Annotated in this window: 18 protein-coding genes; 1 reads left to right on the top strand and 17 read right to left on the bottom strand. The window is 60.6% G+C overall.

Annotation, left to right across the window (positions count from 1 at the left end; all coding sequences use genetic code 11):
* Positions 1–69: 69 nt before the first annotated feature.
* The 3 genes from AD669_RS10935 to AD669_RS10925 all read right to left on the bottom strand — a co-directional run bounded on the left by AD669_RS10935 (position 70) and on the right by AD669_RS10925 (position 3,214).
* The gene (locus AD669_RS10935; RefSeq protein ID WP_053119579.1) at positions 70–1,035 is read right to left on the bottom strand and encodes a Gfo/Idh/MocA family protein; all 966 of its coding nucleotides are present in this window, start codon (positions 1,033–1,035) and stop codon (positions 70–72) included.
* 11 nt (positions 1,036–1,046) lie between these two features.
* Positions 1,047–1,934 carry a Dyp-type peroxidase gene (locus tag AD669_RS10930; RefSeq protein ID WP_053119577.1) on the bottom strand — a complete coding sequence of 296 codons (888 nt, stop codon included), beginning with the start codon at positions 1,932–1,934 and terminating at the stop codon, positions 1,047–1,049.
* A 182-nt stretch (positions 1,935–2,116) separates the two neighbouring features.
* Entirely contained in the window at positions 2,117–3,214 is a 1,098-nt protein-coding gene (locus AD669_RS10925) for an AraC family transcriptional regulator (RefSeq protein WP_053119575.1), read from the bottom strand.
* A 210-nt stretch (positions 3,215–3,424) separates the two neighbouring features.
* Between AD669_RS10925 and AD669_RS10920 the strand changes: the two genes are divergently transcribed.
* A complete protein-coding gene (locus AD669_RS10920; RefSeq protein WP_053119573.1) occupies positions 3,425–4,372 on the top strand; it encodes a transporter in 948 nt (315 codons plus the stop codon).
* A 148-nt stretch (positions 4,373–4,520) separates the two neighbouring features.
* Here the strand turns inward: AD669_RS10920 and AD669_RS10915 are convergent, their stop codons facing one another.
* The 14 genes from AD669_RS10915 to benA form a co-directional block, all read right to left on the bottom strand.
* A complete protein-coding gene (locus AD669_RS10915) occupies positions 4,521–5,576 on the bottom strand; it encodes a substrate-binding domain-containing protein (RefSeq protein ID WP_053119570.1) in 1,056 nt (351 codons plus the stop codon).
* Between the two features lie 24 nt (positions 5,577–5,600).
* Positions 5,601–6,626, bottom strand: coding sequence for an ABC transporter permease (locus AD669_RS10910; protein ID WP_053119568.1), 1,026 nt, complete (start codon positions 6,624–6,626; stop codon positions 5,601–5,603).
* Entirely contained in the window at positions 6,619–8,175 is a 1,557-nt protein-coding gene (locus AD669_RS10905) for a sugar ABC transporter ATP-binding protein (RefSeq protein ID WP_053119566.1), read from the bottom strand. Before AD669_RS10905 ends, AD669_RS10910 begins: the two co-directional genes overlap by 8 nt.
* An 8-nt stretch (positions 8,176–8,183) precedes the next feature.
* The gene (locus AD669_RS10900) at positions 8,184–8,855 is read right to left on the bottom strand and encodes a methionine ABC transporter permease (RefSeq protein ID WP_053119564.1); all 672 of its coding nucleotides are present in this window, start codon (positions 8,853–8,855) and stop codon (positions 8,184–8,186) included.
* The gene (locus AD669_RS10895; RefSeq protein ID WP_082341423.1) at positions 8,852–9,652 is read right to left on the bottom strand and encodes a methionine ABC transporter ATP-binding protein; all 801 of its coding nucleotides are present in this window, start codon (positions 9,650–9,652) and stop codon (positions 8,852–8,854) included. The genes AD669_RS10900 and AD669_RS10895 overlap by 4 nt, the downstream gene beginning before the upstream one ends.
* On the bottom strand, positions 9,649–10,458 hold the full coding sequence (locus AD669_RS10890; protein WP_053119562.1) for a MetQ/NlpA family ABC transporter substrate-binding protein: 810 nt from the start codon (positions 10,456–10,458) through the stop codon (positions 9,649–9,651). The genes AD669_RS10895 and AD669_RS10890 overlap by 4 nt, the downstream gene beginning before the upstream one ends.
* 27 nt (positions 10,459–10,485) lie before the next feature.
* Positions 10,486–11,532 (bottom strand): isopenicillin N synthase family oxygenase, encoded by a 1,047-nt coding sequence (locus AD669_RS10885; protein ID WP_053119560.1) that lies wholly within the window; start codon positions 11,530–11,532, stop codon positions 10,486–10,488.
* Positions 11,533–11,799: 267 nt separating this feature from the next.
* Positions 11,800–12,705 carry a catechol 1,2-dioxygenase gene (gene catA / locus AD669_RS10880; RefSeq protein WP_053119558.1) on the bottom strand — a complete coding sequence of 302 codons (906 nt, stop codon included), beginning with the start codon at positions 12,703–12,705 and terminating at the stop codon, positions 11,800–11,802.
* Positions 12,706–12,880: 175 nt separating this feature from the next.
* Positions 12,881–13,171, bottom strand: a complete 291-nt coding sequence (gene catC / locus AD669_RS10875) for a muconolactone Delta-isomerase (RefSeq protein ID WP_053119556.1) — start codon at positions 13,169–13,171, stop codon at positions 12,881–12,883.
* Between the two features lie 27 nt (positions 13,172–13,198).
* The gene (locus AD669_RS10870; RefSeq protein WP_053119554.1) at positions 13,199–14,320 is read right to left on the bottom strand and encodes a muconate cycloisomerase family protein; all 1,122 of its coding nucleotides are present in this window, start codon (positions 14,318–14,320) and stop codon (positions 13,199–13,201) included.
* 22 nt (positions 14,321–14,342) lie between these two features.
* The gene (locus AD669_RS10865) at positions 14,343–15,104 is read right to left on the bottom strand and encodes a 1,6-dihydroxycyclohexa-2,4-diene-1-carboxylate dehydrogenase (RefSeq protein ID WP_053119552.1); all 762 of its coding nucleotides are present in this window, start codon (positions 15,102–15,104) and stop codon (positions 14,343–14,345) included.
* A 215-nt stretch (positions 15,105–15,319) separates the two neighbouring features.
* On the bottom strand, positions 15,320–16,327 hold the full coding sequence (benC, locus tag AD669_RS10860) for a benzoate 1,2-dioxygenase electron transfer component BenC (RefSeq protein ID WP_053119550.1): 1,008 nt from the start codon (positions 16,325–16,327) through the stop codon (positions 15,320–15,322).
* A 20-nt stretch (positions 16,328–16,347) separates the two neighbouring features.
* A complete protein-coding gene (gene benB / locus AD669_RS10855) occupies positions 16,348–16,836 on the bottom strand; it encodes a benzoate 1,2-dioxygenase small subunit (protein ID WP_053119548.1) in 489 nt (162 codons plus the stop codon).
* Positions 16,836–18,191 carry a benzoate 1,2-dioxygenase large subunit gene (benA, locus tag AD669_RS10850; RefSeq protein WP_053119546.1) on the bottom strand — a complete coding sequence of 452 codons (1,356 nt, stop codon included), beginning with the start codon at positions 18,189–18,191 and terminating at the stop codon, positions 16,836–16,838. Before benA ends, benB begins: the two co-directional genes overlap by 1 nt.
* Positions 18,192–18,263: the final 72 nt, after the last annotated feature.

The raw sequence follows: 18,263 nt of genomic DNA, 5'->3' as shown, positions 1-18,263 counted from the left end.
GCCTTCGGCAGCTCCTACATGAGACCGCGATCTCATGTAGGAGCTGCCGAAGGCTGCGATCTTTTGATCTTAACGTTTGAGGATCTGATCCATGACCCAGTCAGTCTTGAGCGCTTGCTCGGCGACCGCGGGATGTTGTGAATCACCCCGAATATGCGCATTCATACCCAGCACGTGATGCCACTGGATGTGTCCGTGATGCGGGATTTCCAGGCTGATGTTTTCATCGGCATGCAACTGCACAGGATGCTCATCAAACACCGAAAAACTGATCCGCCCCAGGCTGCCGATGATCTCGACGCGGTCCTCGCGCCGATCCGCGACAAAGCTCCAGCAGCCCATGCCCAACGCCCCGGAGGCGAATCGCCAACTGGCGCTGACGGCATCTTCCGCCGCGTACAGACCCGCCTGTCGCGCCGTGAATCCGGCCACTTCAACGATATCGCCGAGCAGATACTGGAACAGGTCAAAACCGTGGCTGGCCAGATCGGCGAAGTAACCGCCACCGGCCACCGCAGGATCGGTGCGCCAGTTGTCGCGGCCATCGAGATCAACCGGCGACGGCGCTTTGGTCAGCGTCCAGCTCAGATGCCGAACCTCACCAATACGCCCCTCCTCCAGCCACTGCCGAACCTGCGCAAATCGCGGCAATGAACGACGGTAGTAGGAAACGAACAAGTGCAGACCAGCGTCGGCAAACGCCTGTTGCATCTCGCGGCTTTGCCCGGCGTTCAGCGCCATGGGTTTTTCCACGCAGCAATGTTTGCCGGCGGCAGCGACTTTCAGGCTGTAGGCATGGTGGCTGTCGGGTGGCGTGGCGATGTACACCGCGTCGACCTCGGGATCGTTGATCAGCGCATCGACATCGGTGTAGACCCGCGCGATGCCGTGGCGTGCGGCATAGTCAGTCACTGCTTCAAGGCGTCGGCCCATCACCGCCACCAGCGCAGAACCGGGCGCCTTGTAGAAGGCTGGCCCGCTCTTGCGTTCAGCGACGCTGCCGCACCCGATCATGCCCCAACGCACCACGTTCATTTTTTACTCCTTTAGCCGATGCGCAAGGCGCGCAGATCGAGGTGACCATCCTTCAACGGCGGGCACCAGTAGTAGCCGCCAGTGATCGGCCGGCTGATGCGGTACAAGCCGTCGGTGATGCCGTCTTCCAGACCGCTCATGCGTCGCAGTTGTGCTTCGAAGGCATCCAGCGAGAAGCCGAACGCGAGGAACATCAGGCCCGCGCGATCGCCTTCAATCCACGGCATCGAACGGCGCACGACGAACGCTTCCGGCGCGAAGCTTTCCTGCGCGGTGCGTTTGACGTGGGCCGAAATCGGCGCGTCGTCGATCTCTTCGTTGTCGCTGAGGCGACGGCCCATGATGTTGTCTTTGTCATCGGCCGAGAGTTTGTGGAAACCCTTGAGATCGTGCTGCCACTGCTGGATTGCGGCGAAGCTGCCGCCGACCATGCCGTCAGTGCCGGCGCTTTGCAGGGCAGCGGCGATGGCGGCTTCGTCGTGCGGGTTTTCAGTGCCGTCTTCGTAGCCGGTGAGGTCGTGGCCGTCCTTGTGGCGGAAGGCTTCCTGCATCTCAACCAGGCGCAGGGCCGGAGCGAGTGCGGCTTCGAGGGCGTTGCAGCGGTTGAGCAGTTCACCACGGTCGACGCCGTGCAGCCAGACCCACAGCGCGTGTTGGGTCGACGGGTTTTCCACGCCGACGCCGGACATCGCCGGGAAGCTGCGCAGGCCTTCAATTTGTACATTGAGGGCCTTGACCAGGGATTCACCGAAACCGACCACCGCCGACTTGCCGTCCACCAGATTCATCAGGTTGTCGATCGCCTGCGGCAACGCTTCAACTGACTGAAGCGCGAAAAACAGGTGACGTGCTTGCGCAGGAACGGGGGTGGCGAGAATGCCCGGCTGGTAGTAACTCATGTGAACTCCTTGGAAAGTGCGCGGGAGTTTACCTGTGGCCGGAGGATTTGTGTGGGTTTGGATGGTGGCAAAAGCCCCTCACCCTAGCCCTCTCCCCGAGGGAGAGGGAACTGAATGGGGGATATTTGAGGGGTACGCCGACTTGAACGTGCTGCTGTGAATCCATAATCGACGCAAAACGTTCAGGTCGATGTATGAATCAAGACACCTCGGTCGGCCCCCTCTCCCTCTGGGAGAGGGCTGGGGTGAGGGTTTGCGTCATTGCGCCACGCACTCGGGCTCATCCCCGTCCAGCGCTTGAACGCCCGGCGAAAACTGCGCACATCGCTGTAGCCCACCTCTTCGGTAATCCGCTCTATCGGCATGTCCGGGTTCGCCAGCAGACTCATCGTCCGCGCCTGCCGGACTTGCTCCAGCAGCGCCTCAAACGTCAGCGCATGCTCGGTCAACCGTCGGCGCAAGGTGCGGCTGCTCATGTTCAAATCGCCGGCAATCTTTTCGATATGACTGCCGCTGCTCAAATCCCGCGCAATCGCCCGCTCCACCGCCTGAATCAGATCAAGCTTCTGATGCACCTGCGCCGCTTCCAGCTCCAGCAGTTTCACTGCCTGACGCAGCGCCAATGAATGGTGATTGGGCAGGTTCACATCGAGCCAGCGCACATCGATCAACATGCGATTGTGCAGGCAACCGAAGCGCACATTTGGCCCGAGCAGTCGGTGATATTCGCTGAGGTAATCCGGCGCGGCATGCACAAACTCCACCGCACTCGGCGCAAAATCAGCCCCGGCTAGCGCCCGGCCGTACACCAGCAAACTGGCGAAAAACTCCTCGACCGCGAACACCTGCACTTCGGCGAACGGCAACCGACAATCAGCATCAAGGTGCACCTGATCGCCAACCACATCGACACTCGACACCACAATCCCGCCCGACGTGTGCTGATGACGAATGCCCAAGGCAAACGCATCGCGCAACGTCTTGCACAGCGACAACACATGCCCGAGCAAGCCCAACGTGCCCAACACATTCTGTGCCCCCACCCATAAGCCGAGGCCCTGATTGGGCAGGACTTTGAGCGCGCGCTGAATCATCGCCACGGCCTGGCGATAGGAAATCCGCTGCGCCGGATCCTGCAGGTCTTCAAGGGTAAAACCCAGGCCACGGCACAGGCTCTCGGGCTCGACGCCCTTGTTCTGCGCGACTTCGGCGAGGGTTTGCAGGAGGAACGGCGACACTAGCGCCAGTTCGAAAGTGGGGTCTTGGACTTTTACATTCATGGGGGCTGACTTTCCGGATCACGCTTGATTGTTATTTTTGTAACCGGTTATGTCGAAGGAAGTTAGCACAGGCTTGACGGACTGTCCGCAGAAGTCCCCCTCAGTGTCCGCCAATACCCTGCCCTGACAGGCGCCAACGGCTTATTTCTATAGTGCCGGGCGTGCTGCGTACCGGCGTTGCGTCACAACACAATAATAATGAGGACGGATATGCACCCGAACCGCGCGACATTCCCCTTGCGCCTGGCCCTTTCCTTGCTGGGCTGCGCCGCGACTGTACCGGCGCTGGCCACCGAAGCCGGCGTCGACAACATCGGCCCCGGCACCGATGGTTTCTTCATGCTGCCGCTGGACGTCGACAGCCTTCCGGAGAACATGGTCGCGTTCAACGTCTACTACAACCATTACAAGTCGACCAAACTCAACATCAGTTCGCTGGGCGGCAAGGTGCCTAATGTCGAAATTGAATCCACGGCAGTGATACCGCGCCTCGACTACCTGAGCCCGGTGCGCGTGTTCGGCGGGCGTCTGGCCGGCTACATCGCACAGCCGTGGTTGAAACAGGAAGTCTCGGTGTTCGGCCTCAGCGACACGCGCGAAGGCATGGGCGACACCACCGTCGCGCCGATCATTTTGTGGGACATGGGCAAAAACCTGACCCTCGGCGCGGCCCTGGAAATCACCGTGCCGACCGGCGAATACAGCGTCGATCGGCTGGCCAACACCAGCAACAACTTCTACACCTACAAGCCGTTGTTCTCCTTCACCTGGTTGCCGACGGATAAAACCGAGGTGTCGATGAAGACCACTTACAGCTTCAACGAGAAGAACAAAGACACCGACTACAAGTCCGGGCAGATCTTCCACTTCGATTATTCGGCCAGCTACAAGCTCACCGACGACCTGATGCTCGGGATCAACGGCTACTTCCTCCAGCAAACCACCGACGACAAACAGTTCGGCCACACCGTGCAGTTCGCCGGGCAGGATGTCGACGACGGCGTGCGCGGCAAAGTGTTCGCCATCGGCCCGGCGCTGCACTGGACGTTCCTCAAATACGCCAGCGCGGAGATCCGCTGGGCCAAGGAATTCGACGTGGAAAATCGCCCGGAAGGCGAAATGCTCTGGGCCAAGGTCAGCATCCCCTACGCCTTCTGACGCGTAAACCTGTAGGAGCAGAGCTTGCTCGCGAAGGCGGCATGCCAGGTATTAGAGGTGTCGCCTGACACTACGCCTTCGCGAGCAAGCTCGGCTCCTACGGACTTGCGGTGTTCATGCGAGCATTTCTACTGCGCAAACAAGCGGCTTAATTCACCACCGGAATCCAAGCCGCCCGCGCCACATCCGCCGTATCGCCAAACGCTGGCAGTTTCTGCGCCAGGTCGCGCACGTTCTTCACGTCGAGATCCAGCAACTGCTGCCGCGTGATCAAGGTCGGTGGCACCAGCACTTGCTGCCCCGGGTTTTCCCCGGCAATCAGCATCGCCAGACTGCGCACGCTGATTGCACCGGCGACTTGTGGATTGACCGCCGCCGTCGCGGCCCAGGCGCTGTTGGGTTCTTTCATGATCTGGATATCGGCGGTGGAGATGTCGGCGCTGTAGATTTTCACTTTGCTCGCCAGTCCGGCTTCGTCGACGGCGATTTTCGCGCCTTTGGCGAATTCGTCGAACGGCGCGAAGATCACGCTGATGCCGGGATTGGCGCGCAGCACGGCGCTGGCCTGATCAGCGACGGAGTTGGCGATTGGCGGGTTGAGCGTGCCGAATCGCGCTTTCTCGATGATCCCCGGATTGGCCTTTTTCACCTGGTTCCAGATCTCGTCACGTCGCTCCATCGGGGTGAAACCGCTGATGTACACATAGCCAGCGTCGAAGCGCGTGCCGTTGTCCTTCACCGCTTGATCGAGTGCCAGACGCGCCAATGCATGATGATCCTGCTCAACTTGGATGACTTGCGGCGTGTTCAGATCAACATCGAAGGCAACGACTTTGATGCCTTTGGCGAGCGCCCGGTCGATCGGGCCTTTGAGGGTTTCCGCCAGGCCGAGCTGCACGATGATGCCGTCGACACCGAGGTCAGCCGCCTGATCAATCATCTCGCCCTGACTCGCCGCCTGCTGCCGCGCATCAAACACCCGCAGATTGGCGCCGAGCGCTTCGGTCTGTTTCTCCACACCACGCAAATACGCTTCGGGAAAATCCCCGGAAAACAGATAACCCACCAACGCAATCTGCACCTGCCCGTTATCGAACGGTGCCGGAGCGCCGGGCAATGCCTTGGCCTGCGCGTTAAGCGCCAATACCGAAAGCACCGCGCCGGTGAGGCAGTGGCGCGCGAACTGTTTGATTGAACCGTGCATACAACATCCTTGAATAAAAGCAGCTCAGCGCGCCCGATGCGCGAGGCCGAAGGTGAACATCAGGGCCAGCACCAACACCAGTCCCTTGACGAAATCCTGCGCGTAATACGGCGCATTGAGCATGGTCAGGCCATTGAGCAGCGAGGCGACCAATAGCGCGCCGATCAGCGTGCCAAAGGCGTTGGGTTTCTTCGCGCCGAGCACGGCGAAACCGATCAGCGCGGCGCCGAGCGCGTCCAACACCAGACCGTTACCGGAGCTGACATCGCCACGGCCCAACCGCGCCGCGAGCAACAATCCGCCGAGCGACGCCAGCAACGACGACAGCACGTAAGCCAACAGTTTGAAGCGCTGCACCGGCGCCCCGGCCAGTCGCGCGGCCTGCTCGTTGCCGCCAATGGCATAGAACAGCCGACCGATGCGTGTACGTTCGAGAAACAGCCACACCGCCACCGCGACCACCGCAGTGATCAACACCGGAATCGGTACGACTTCCCACAGCCGCCCACGGCCCAACGCAAGAAACGCGGCACTGAATGCGCCCTCGGTTTCCTCACCGTTGGGCAGCGTCATGCCCACCGCAATCGAGCGGCCACCGGTAGGAATCAACTGCACGCCGATCACCAGAAACATGCTGCCCAACGTGGCGAGAATGTCCGGCACCCGCAGTTTGACGATCAGCCAGCCATTGAGCAGGCCGACCAGCGCGCCGCCCGCCAGGCTGATCAACACCGCCGGCACCGCGCCCCAACCGAGCACGACCATGACGTAACTGGCGATCATCAGGCTCATCGCCGCGACCGCGCCAATCGACAAATCGAGGCCACCGACGGCCATGGTCAAGGTCACGCCCAAGGCCAGCAGCGCGACAATCGACACCGATTGCAGAATGCTGAACAGATTGCCGACGCGCAGAAACGCCGGCTCTGCGAAGCTGAAAAACACCACGATGGCCGCCAGCAGCCACAACAGGCCATAGCGGATCAACGCTTGCAGCAGACGCTCGGCAGGTGCCGGTGCGCTCGATAACAGTGAACTCGAATCAGGCACTCGCTCTGCTCCTTGGCGTGGCGTGAGGGGAATGTTCGGTAACGTCGCTGCCGGCCAATGCCGCGACCAGTTCGGCACGGTTCAGACCGGCGCGCGGGTATTCGGCGACGACCGCGTGATCGCGCACCAGGAGAATTCGATCGGCAATTTCCAGCGCTTCATCGACATCGGCGCAAATCACCAGCGTCGCGCGGCCCTTGGCATTGTCACGCAGCAATTGGCCGATTTCGCGGCGGGCGCGGACGTCGACACCTTGGAACGGTTCATCGAGGATCAACACCCGCCCTTCCCCGAGCAGCCAGCGGCCGAGCACAACCTTTTGCTGATTGCCGCCGGACAGCGCAGTCATCGGCACATCGATGCCGGCAGTCTTGATGCCCAGCGCGGCGACCTGCGCTTCGACCGCCGCCGCTTCGGCGCGATTGCGAATAAAACCGCCACGGGTGAAACGCTCCAGAAACGGCAAGGTCAGCGTGCGACGCAGAGAGAAATCCGGCACCAGCGAATGACTGGCGCGATCTTCGGCGGCGTAGAAGACCCCGCTGCGAATCGCCTCCCGTGGCGAACCCGGCTGCCAGTCAACGCCAGCCAATTGCACGCGGCCCTCCGCCAATGAGCGTAAACCGAACAGCACTTCGGCGATCTCGGTTTTGCCGGCGCCGAGCAACCCGGTCAGCACCACCACTTCGTTTTCGTGCAAGGTCAGATCGAAAGCCTTCGAACGCGGCAGCACTTTTATCGCGCTGAGCTTCAGCACTTCCCGCCCTGCCACTTGCGGCGTGTAAACATGCGCGGCCAGTGATTGCCCAAGCATTGCGTGAACCGCCTCGGGCAACTGCCGAGCGCTGAATTCGCCGGCCAACCGCCCGTCACGCAAAACAATCGCGCGATCAGCGACCCGTTGCAGATCGGACAGCCGATGGGAGATGTAAAGAATCGCCACGCCACGGCTGCGCAACGTGTCGATCAAACCAAACAGGCGCTGCGCTTCGGCATCGGATAACGCCGCCGTCGGCTCGTCGAGAATCAGCAAACGCGGCTGCAAGGCAAAGGCGCGAGCGAGTACGACCAATTGCCGCTCGGCCTGGCCAAGGTGTTCGATGGGCTGTTCCAGCGGCAAGCTCAGGCCGAGACCGGCAGCGATACTCGCGGCGCGTTCCAGCAGGCGTTTGCGGTTAAGCCAGAAGTTCGCATCGGGCTTGCACAGCTCATCGAGCAAGAGGTTTTCGGCCACGCTCAAACCCGGCGCGATGCCCTCGTTGATCTGCTGATGCACCGCAACAATCCCGACCCTGCGCGCCGACAGTGGCGAGCTGAAATGGCGCGGCTGGCCCTCGACGAGAATCTCGCCAGCATCCGCGTTTTGACTGCCCGCCAAAATTTTTACCAACGTCGATTTACCGGCGCCATTGGCGCCGAGTAACGCGACCACTTCGGCGGGATAAATCTCAAGGCTGACCCGATCCAGCGCCCGGTTCGAGCCAAACGCTTTGCTCAGTTCACGTACCCGAATCAGTGGCTCAGGTGCCACGGCGACAGGCGCACTCATAAATTTCCTTAGCGGCGATGAGCCAGCGAACGCACGAGCCGATCGCCCAGGCTTTGCACGCCCTGGACGAGGATGACCAACACCACCACGGTGGCGACCATCACTTCATTGTTGAAACGCTGATAGCCGTAACGGATCGCCAGATCGCCGAGCCCACCGCCACCGATGACCCCGGCCATCGAAGAAAAACCGATCAACATCACCAGCGTCAGGGTGACGCCCGCGAGCAACGCTGGCAGGGCTTCGGGCAGCAGCACTTTGAAAATCACATGGCCGATGTCGCCACCCATGGCGAGGATCGCTTCGATGCGGCCCTTGTCGACTTCGTCCAGCGCGTTTTCGACGATGCGCGCGAAGAACGGAAACGCGCCAATGGTGATCGGCACTACCGCAGCCGTGCTACCCAGCGTGGTGCCGACGACCAGACGGGTCAGCGGAATCAAGGCGATCAGCATCACCACGAACGGCAGCGAACGTCCGAGATTGACCAGACTGCTGAGGGCCGCGTTGAAACGCGGCATCGGCCGCAATCCGCCACGGCGACTGATAAACAGCAGCACACCCAGCGGCAAACCGATCAGCAGCGTGAACAGCCCCGCGAGCAACACCATGTACAGGGTTTCGCCAGTGGCGTTGAACACCAGTTGCAGGATTTCATCCCAATTGATCGAACGGTTCATGACTGCGCCGCCCTTACGCCGTATTGCTTGAGGAAGGTCAGGCCCGGGGCGTCATGGCCCAGCGGTAATCCGCAAGTCGGACGCAGTGAACTGCCGAGCGCCGACTGTGGATCAGCGAGCAGACGTGGCACCGGCCCGGCCTCGACCAGCCGTCCGTTGGCCATAAATGCGGCGTGATCGCAGATCGACTTGACCACATCGAGCTCGTGGGTGATCAGCACGATGGTCAGGCCCAATTGCCGATTGATGTCGCGCAGCAGATCAAGAATTGAAGCGGTGGTTTCCGGGTCGAGGGCGCTGGTGGCTTCGTCCGACAACAGATACGCAGGCTCCGCAGCCAAGGCGCGGGCAATCCCCACTCGCTGCTTTTGCCCGCCGGACAGTTGCGATGGAAAGGCTTGCGCCTTGTCGCTCAAACCGACCAGTTCCAGCAGTTCGCGAACCCGCACATGGCGCCACGGCTTGCCGACGTTGGCGATTTCCAGCGGCACGGCGATGTTGTCGAACACGTTGCGCGAGTGCAGCAGGTTGAAGCCCTGAAAGATCATGCCGATGCGCTGGCGTTGCTTGCGCAGTTCGCTGTCGGACAGCGCCAGCAGATCCACACCATCAATCAGAATCTTGCCGCTGTCCGGTCGTTCAAGCAGGTTGAGGCAACGCAGCAGCGTCGACTTGCCCGCCCCGCTACGCCCGAGAATCCCGTAGACCGCGCCGTCAGGAATGCTCAGCGAGACCTGATCCAGCGCCGGTTGCGTGGCCGACGGGTAGGTTTTGCTCAACTGCTCGACGGCGATCATGGCTTGCCGCCCGCCACCGGAATCACCGAGCCGGCAAAGTTATCGGTGATGTATTTGGCGACTTCCGGCGAAGTCAGATCCTTGGCCAGTTGTGCGATGCGTGGATCGTGCTCCAGCTTCGGTGTGGTCACCAGAATATTGGCATAGGGATTGTGCTCGGCCTTCTCCAGGCCCAAGGCGTCTTTGGCCGGCACCAGGCCTGCGTCGAGCGCGTAGTTGCCGTTGATCACTGCCAGATCGACGTCGTCGAGCGAACGTGGAATCTGCGGTGATTCGATTTCGAGGATCTTCAGTTGTTTTGGGTTTTCGGCGATGTCCTTGGGCGTTGCCTGATCGGCGGCCGGATCGTTGAAACCGGGCTTGAGCTTGATCAGGCCGTTGTCCTGCAACAGGTACAGCGCGCGGCTCAGGTTGGTGACGTTGTTGGGTACGGCGACGGTGCCTTTTTCCGGCACGTCGGCGAAGCTTTTGTGCCGACGCGAATAAATCCCCAACGGTTCGATATGCACGGTGGCGGCCACCGCGAGTTTCTCGCCGAGCGCCTGCTCCTGAGATTTCAGATACGGCAGGTGCTGGAAGTAATTGGCGTCGACATCACCGTGTACCAGCAGCTCATTGGAGTTCACACCGTTGGGAATTTCGATGACTTTGAGGTTGAGTTGCGGATCGATTTTCTGGATGTACGCGAGGATCTGCGCGTGGGGCACCGGGTCGGCGGCAACGCGTAACGGTTCCAGGGCCTGCGCGCCGAAAGAGCTCACCAGTGCGCCGAGGACGGCCAGGGTCAAACCTGCTTTTTTAATCATGTGCGGAGTCCTTGAGCGAATGATGAATCAGGCGGTTTTACGAACAGGTACTGGCGGCAGCAACGCGTCGGCGTAGAAGCGCTGCGCAACGTCCGGATGTGAGCGCAAACGACCCTTGAGGTAGTTCCAGCCGACATCACGAAACAGCGGATTGAGCGGATCACTCGCCGGCCCGCGCGCCTCGCGCAACAGCACGGTGGGCAACGGGTACAGCGGCACCACCGCATCGAGTTGCGCGCCGAGGAAGAACGCGATCGACAGGCGTTCGCTGCCCGCCGGTGGCGATACCACGCGGTGCACCGTGGCGCGCAGATAACCGTTGGTGGCCAGTTCGAGCAGCTCGCCGATGTTCACCACCAAGGTGTTTTCGCGGGGCAACGCGTCGATCCAGCGGCCCTCTTCGATCTCGACTTGCAGCCCGGCCTGTTGGTCTTGCAGCAGAAAACTCAAGAACCCGGAATCCTTGTGCGCGCCGACGCCTTGATGGCTGGCCTCGCTCAACTGCCCGGGATAGCGCATCAGCTTGATGTGTTCGTTGGGTTTGTCACCGTAGAGCTGATCGAAGGCATCGGCGCGCAGTGACAGCGCCTGAGCGAAGGCACGCAGCAAGCGCAACGACATGCGCGTCATCGCCTGTTGCCATTCGAGCAGCAACGGTTTCAGTTCGGGGAGTGCCGCTGGCCATTGGTTGGGGCCTTGCAGCCGCGCCCACAATGGACTGTCTTCGTTTAACGGTAGAGCCTCACGCTCGGCGCCGAGATCAAACTGTTCGCGCTGATCGGGTTGCCCGCGAGTGATCTCGGAAGCCGCACGGTTGTAGCCGCGAAAATGCGGCGAATTGATCATGCCGACGGCGGTTTTTTCGCTGTCGGGCAAGGCGAAGAATTGTCGGGCGTGGGCCTGCACTTGCTCGAGCAGCGTACTGTCGATGCCGTGGCCGGTGAGGTAGAAGAAACCGACGTCACGGGCGGCGTGGCGCAGGCTTTCGAGAAATTGGTAACGCTGCTGCGCGGTGCCCTCGAACAGGGACAGGTCGAGGGTTGGCAGTGTGGTGATATCCAAGGTATGCGGCATGATTCACTCCTGGGTGAACCAAACCTGAAGAACCTTTGATCGATTCAGCGTGTGCCGTCATGGCAATCGGGGGTCTATCGGTTTGATGCGTGTATTCGTCGTTGAGGACAAAACTAAACGATCTTAAAAACAGCGGGCCAATATCTTTTTTGCATTACCTTAGGCCGATCACTGTAGGAGCTGCCGCACGCTGCGATCTTTTGATGTTGATTTTTTAGAAACAAGATCAAAAGATCGCAGCCTGCGGCAGCTCCTACAAAGAGGGGCTCAGGCACGCGGGCGTTGACTGCGCTGTTCGGCGCTGGCATCTGGCGCGGGTTGCAGCTGGAAGTCGAACTTGAGTTTGGCGTGGCGTCCCAACGTTTCGTGCTCATGGAACACCACCTCGCCGACCAACCCTTCGCGGGTCGCGTAAGCAAAGTCATCCCACAAATATTGATCGCCCGACAGATTGATCTGCGTGGTCAGGTGCCGATATCCCGGTGCGCTGATAAAAAAGTGCACATGCGCCGGACGCTGACCGTGACGACCGAGCAAGTTCAGACATTCCTGCGTCGGGCCCTGCGGGTCGCAGCCATATCCGGAGGGAACGATGCTGCGTGCGCGGTAACGGCCTTCGGCGTCGGTGATAATCCGGCGGCGCAGGTTGTATTCGGACTGGCTCGGATCAAAAAACGAGTAGGTGCCTTTGGTATTGGCGTGCCACACATCGACTGTGGCACCGGCCAGCGGCTGGCCGTCGAGGTCAAGCACCTGGCCTTGGAGAAACATCACCGTGGCAACGCCGTCCTCGCTGCCATCGTCCATGCGGCACTCGCCTTCACACAGCGGCGCACCCGCGACGTAGAGTGGCCCTTCGATGGTGCGCGGCGTGCCGCCGGTCAAGCCGATTTGTGCGTCTTTGGCGTCCTGGAGCAGGTCGAGGAAGTGTTCGATGCCAAGACCGGCGACCAGCAACCCCGCTTCCGAACGACCGCCCAAACGATTGAGATAGTCGACGGCTTTCCAGAATTCGTCCTCGCTGATTTCGAGATCTTCGATGATTTTCGCAGTGTCCTGCAGTACGCGCAAAACGATGGTTTTCAAGCGCGAGTTGCCGTCGTCGTTGGTGAAGCCGGCGGCTTCTTTGAAGAAGGTTTGCAGCTCAGGCGTGTGGGCAATTTTCACGGTCATGGTGGGTTACCTCATCTTGTTGTTGTGTGGTTCATGCAGCAGTTGTGTCCAGCCGCGCAGCACCTGTGGGAGCGAGCCTGCTCGCGAAGGCGCTATGTCATTCAACATCTGTGGTGGCTGATCCACCGTCTTCGCGAGCAGGCTCGCTCCCACAAAGGTGGGTGGCATTCAGGTTTCAGCGGTCGTCGGCGTGGATCGACGACGGATGTCGGCAGAGCCCGTCGATCTCGATGTCCATGTAGGGGAACAACGGCAATTGCATCAGCGTGTCGTGCAGCGCTTCGACGCTTGGCAGATCAAACACGCTGTAATTGGCGTAATGCCCGGCGATGCGCCACAGGTGACGCCACTGGCCTTCGCGTTGCAGCCGTTGCGCCAGTTCTTTCTCGTCCGCCTTGAGTCGAGTGGCGACGGCGGGGTCCATGTCGATGGGCAATTTCACGGTCATTTTTACGTGGAACAGCATGGTGGCTCTCCTCTAGTGGTCATCGGCTCAATGGCGGCGAAAACGCGCCAGACGTTGTTCGTCCAGGATCAGGCCGAGGCCCGGTGTGTGCGGGATGTGCAGATGAAAATCGCGGTACTCGGGCCTTTCGGTGACGATGTCTTCGGTCAGCAGCAACGGCCCGAACAGCTCGGTGTCCCAGGTCAGTTGCTTGAGCGTGAGAAAGGCGTGGGCCGAGGCCAGCGTGCCAATCGAGCCTTCGAGCATGGTGCCGCCGTAGAGCGCGATGCCCGCGGCCTCGGCGATTTGCGCGGTTCTGAGCACGGCGCGGGGGCCGCCGTTTTTGGCGATTTTCAGGGCGAACACACTGGCCGCGCCGTCAGCGGCGAGGCTGACAGCGTCCTCGACACTTTCAATTGATTCATCGGCCATGATCGGCGCCGGGCTGCGCTGATTCAGACGAATCTGCCCCGAGCGGTTGACCCGCGAGATCGGCTGTTCAATCAGATCAATGCCGTTGTCGCCCAATACCTGGCAGCCACGAATCGCCTGGGACTCATCCCAATATTGATTGACGTCGACCCGCACACTGGCGCGATCGCCCAAAGCTTTTTTGATCGCCACGACGTGCTTGAGATCCTGCTCCAACGGATTGGCGCCGATCTTCAATTTGAAGATGCGATGACGCCGTGCTTCAAGCATCTGCTCCGCTTCGGCAATGTCGCGCGCGGTGTCGCCGCTGGCCAGCGTCCACGCAACTTCGAGGCTGTCGCGCACACGGCCGCCGAGCAGTTCGCTGACGGGCAGGCCGAGGCGTTTGCCCTGCGCGTCGAGCAGCGCGCTTTCGATGCCGGATTTGGCGAAGGTGTTGCCCTTGGCGATCTTGTCGAGCCGCTGCATCGCCGCGTTGATGTTGTTGGCGTCCATGCCAATCAACGCTGGCGCGAGATGCGCGTCGATGTTGGCCTTGATGCTTTCCGGGCTTTCATAGCCGTACGCGAGGCCACCGATGGTGGTGGCTTCGCCGATGCCTTCAACGCCATCGCTGCAGCGCAAACGCAAGATCACCAGGGTCTGCTTCTGCATGGTGTGCATTGCCAGTTTGTGCGGGCGAATGGTCGGCAGGTCGACGATGATCGTCGTCAGGTTTTCAATCAGGATTCGCGGCATATCAATGCTCCTTGAGAAGTGCTCAGCCGAGATCGCCGCCACCGACCGGCAAGGTCACGCCGGTGATGTACGAAGCGTCGTCAGAGGCGAGAAAGAGGATCGCGCCGACCTGTTCATCGAGGCTGCCGTAGCGCTTCATCAGGCTGCTGTCGAGGGTTTGCGCGACGATTTGCTGGTACCAGGCGTGTTCTTGCGCCGACTGTTCGGCGTCGTTGCGCGGGATGCGTCGAGGCGGCGCTTCGGTACCGCCAGGCGCAGTAGCGTTGACGCGAATGCCACGCTCGGCGTTTTCGAAGGCCAGGCACGCGGTGAGTGCGTTGATGCCGCCCTTGGCCGCGCCATACGGCACGCGATTGACGCTGCGGGTGGCGATTGAGGAAACGTTGACGATGGCGCCGCTGCCTTGTTTGAGCATGTACGGCAGCGCGGCGTGGCAGCACCATAAGGTCGGGAACAGCGAGCGGCGCACTTCCGCCTCGATTTGTTCGACCTGGTAGTGCTCGAACGGCTTGGCCCAAATGGTGCCGCCAACGTTGTTGATCAGGATGTCGAGTCGACCGAAAGTGTTGATCGCTTCGGCCATGACCCGGGCGCAATCGGCGTATTGTTCGAGGTCGGCGGTCAGTGCCAGAACGCCCTCGCCTTGCAGTTCGTGAACCAGTTCGGAGCGGTCGACGGCGACCACTTGCGCGCCTTCGCTGAGCAGGCGCTCGCAGACGCGGCGGCCGATGCCTTGCGCCGCGCCGGTGACCAGCGCGACTTTGTTGGAGAATCTGTTGTTCATGACAACCTCGACGCAAACGAATATCGAAAACTGTGGTGAGGGGTTTAGCGAAACGTCACACCGCCCCGATGAGCTGCGCAGCGGCCCCCTGCTGTTAAGGCAAAAGCGAGGGCCGCTGCGCGCCCCATCGGGGATAAATCCCCTCGCCACAGGTAAAGTCAGGATCCAAGTTGAGGGCAGGCCCACAGATGAGGGTTCGGCTCGGTTGATGGAGATCAGGCAGCGGCGAATTTTTCGTAGTAGAAATTCGCCGGGGTGATGCCCTGCTCGCGGATGTATTGGCTGACCGCTTCCACCATCGGCGGCGGCCCGCACAGGTAGACGTCGACGTCGCCGTCGTTGAGGTGGCGCGGTTCGATGTGCTGGGTGACATAACCCTTGAGCGGGTGTGCACTTTGCGGATTGGCGACGCAGGCGCCGAAGCTGAAATTGGCGATGCGTGCGGCAAAGGCTTCAAGGCGATCGAGTTCAACCAGATCGAAGTCATTGGTCACGCCATAGATCAAATGCACCGGGTGCGCGCTGCCCTGCTCGGCGATCTTTTCCAGCATCGCGGTGAACGGCGCCAGGCCGGTGCCGCCGGCGAGCAACAGCAGCGGCCGCTTGATTTCGCGCAGGTAAAAACTGCCCAGTGGTCCGGCCAGATTCATGCTGTCGCCAGCCTTGGCCAGACCGGTGAGGAAACTGCTCATCAAACCGCCGGGCACGTTGCGAATCAGAAAACTGACCTCGCCATTCCTCTGCAACGAGCTGAAGGAATACGCACGACTGTGTTCACTGCCCGGCACTTGCAGGTTGACGTATTGCCCCGGCAGGAATGCCAGTTTGCTCAGCGCTTCGCTCTTGATCGACAGCGCGATGGTGCTCTCGGACAACTGCCGGACAGCGCTGATCGCCGCCTGAAAATTGGCCTGTTCGGTTTTGCACACCTGCGATCCAACCGGCACGCGCACCACGCAATCGCTTGCGGCGCGCATCTGGCATGTCAGCACATAACCTTGTGCGAGTTCGTCGGCGCTCAAGGCGTCTTCGATGAAGTTGTCGCCCATCTCGTAACGCCCGGCTTCGGCGAAACACTTGCACGTGCCGCAGGCGCCGTCGCGGCAGTCCAGCGGGATGTTGATGCCTTGGCGATACGCCGCGTCGGCGACAGTTTCATGGCCGCCGGCCTCGATGAAACGAGTCACGCCGTCTTCAAAATTGAGTGCGATCTGGAAATTCATGGTGCACCTCGTCGTGTCGACTAGATGTGATAGATGTCGATGACCTGACGGACGTAATCGTTTTTCAGCACGACTTTCTTGGCCTTGATCAGCGGCTGCTCGCCACGCAGATCGAGGGTGTAGAAACTGCTGCCGAAGTAGCTGTCGGTGACCTGATAACGAAAGCTCAGGGTGTGCCAGTTGAAGCGCACCTGGCACTGGTCGGCGCTGTGCTCGACGATCTCGATGTTGCTCAGGTTGTGCGAGGTGCGGGTGTCGGGAATCGTCGCGCTGGAGCGCTCGGTCTTGATCCGGAAGATGCGGTCTTCGAGGCCGCCACGGTTGCCGTACCAGATCAGCGAGATTTCGCTTTGCGGGTCTTCGGTGAGCGTGTCGTTATCGTCCCAGGCCGGCATCCAGAAAGTCGCGTCGGCGGCGTACAGTTCCAGCCATTGATCCCACTGACCGTCATCGAGATAACGCGCTTCGCGGTAGAGAAAGTCGCGGACATTGTCGTAGAGGTTGCTCATCACACAGCCTCCACGGGGATCAGTTGTGGTTCGGCGGCAGCGGCTTTGAGCATGGTTTCCTGCCAGTACTTGTGTTGCAGCACGAACAGGCCTTCGTCCTCGGTGCGCATACCGGAGAGCAGCGGTTTCAGGTCGATTTCTTCGGCCGCTGCGTCGGCGCCTTCGACCCAATGGGTCGCGCCTCGGGACATGTCATTCCAGCCGCGTCCGGCGCCGTAACCGGTCTGGCACGAACGGAATTCTTCCAGATCATCCGGTGTGGCCATGCCGCTGACGTTGAAAAAATCTTCGTACTGACGAATACGTTTGGCGCGCGCTTCGGCGCTCTCGCCTTTGGGGGCGATGCAGTAGATGGTGATTTCAGTCTTGTCGACCGAGATTGGCCGGGCGATGCGGATCTGCGAACTGAACTGATCCATCAGATACACGTTCGGGTACAGGCACAGGTTGCGCGAGTTTTCGATCATCCAGTCGGCGCGAGCCTGACCGAAATCACGCGCCAGTTCGTCACGACGCTCGTAGGCCGGGCGGTCTTCAGGGTTGGCCCAACGCGTCCAGAGCAGCAGATGGCCGTGATCGAAAGAGTAGAAACCGCCGCCCTTCTTCGCCCAACTGCCGGCGCTCATGGTCTTGATCGCCTCGCCCGCTTCGCGTTGCTGGCGCTGGTTCTGGGTCGCGGCGTAATTCCAGTGCACGGAACTGACGTGATAGCCGTCGGCACCGTTTTCGGCGGTGAGTTTCCAGTTGCCTTCATAGATATAGGAGCTGGAACCGCGCAGCACTTCCAGACCTTCTGGCGACTGGTCGACGATCATGTCGATGATCTTCGCTGACTCGCCCAAGTGCTCGGTGAGGGATTTCACATCGGCATTCAGGCTGCCAAACAGAAAGCCGCGGTAGGACTCGAAACGCGCGACTTTGGTCAGGTCATGCGAGCCTTCGCAGTTAAAGCTTTGCGGGTAACCGGCCTCACTCGGGTCTTTGACCTTGAGCAGTTTGCCGCTGTTGTTGAACGTCCAGCCGTGGAACGGGCAGGTATAGCTGGAACGGTTGCCGGATTTGTGCCGGCAAAGCATGGCGCCGCGATGGCTGCAGGCGTTGAGAAAAGCGTTGAGCACGCCGTCCTTGTTGCGCGCGATGAAGATCGGCTGGCGCCCCATGGTGGTGGTCAGAAAATCGTTGTTGTTGGGCAGTTGGCTTTCGTGGGCGAGGTAAATCCAGTTGCCTTCGAAGATGTGCGCCATCTCCAGTTCGAACAGACGCGGATCGGTGAACATCTCCCGCTTGCAGCGGTAGGCGCCCTTCTCTTGGTCTTCTTCAAGCATGGCATTGAGGTAGTCGATTCCCAGGGACATGGCCAGGGCCTCCATTGTTATTGTTCAGGCCAGGTCAGATTAGGGAGGCGCAGCGCGGGGCAATAGCCGAAT

The organism is Pseudomonas sp. P1.31 (assembly GCF_001269815.1).
GTDB classification, from domain to species: Bacteria; Pseudomonadota; Gammaproteobacteria; order Pseudomonadales; family Pseudomonadaceae; genus Aquipseudomonas; species Aquipseudomonas rustica.
The sequence above is the reverse complement of the archived record's forward strand: the minus strand, read 5'-3'. Positions and strand labels throughout refer to the sequence as shown.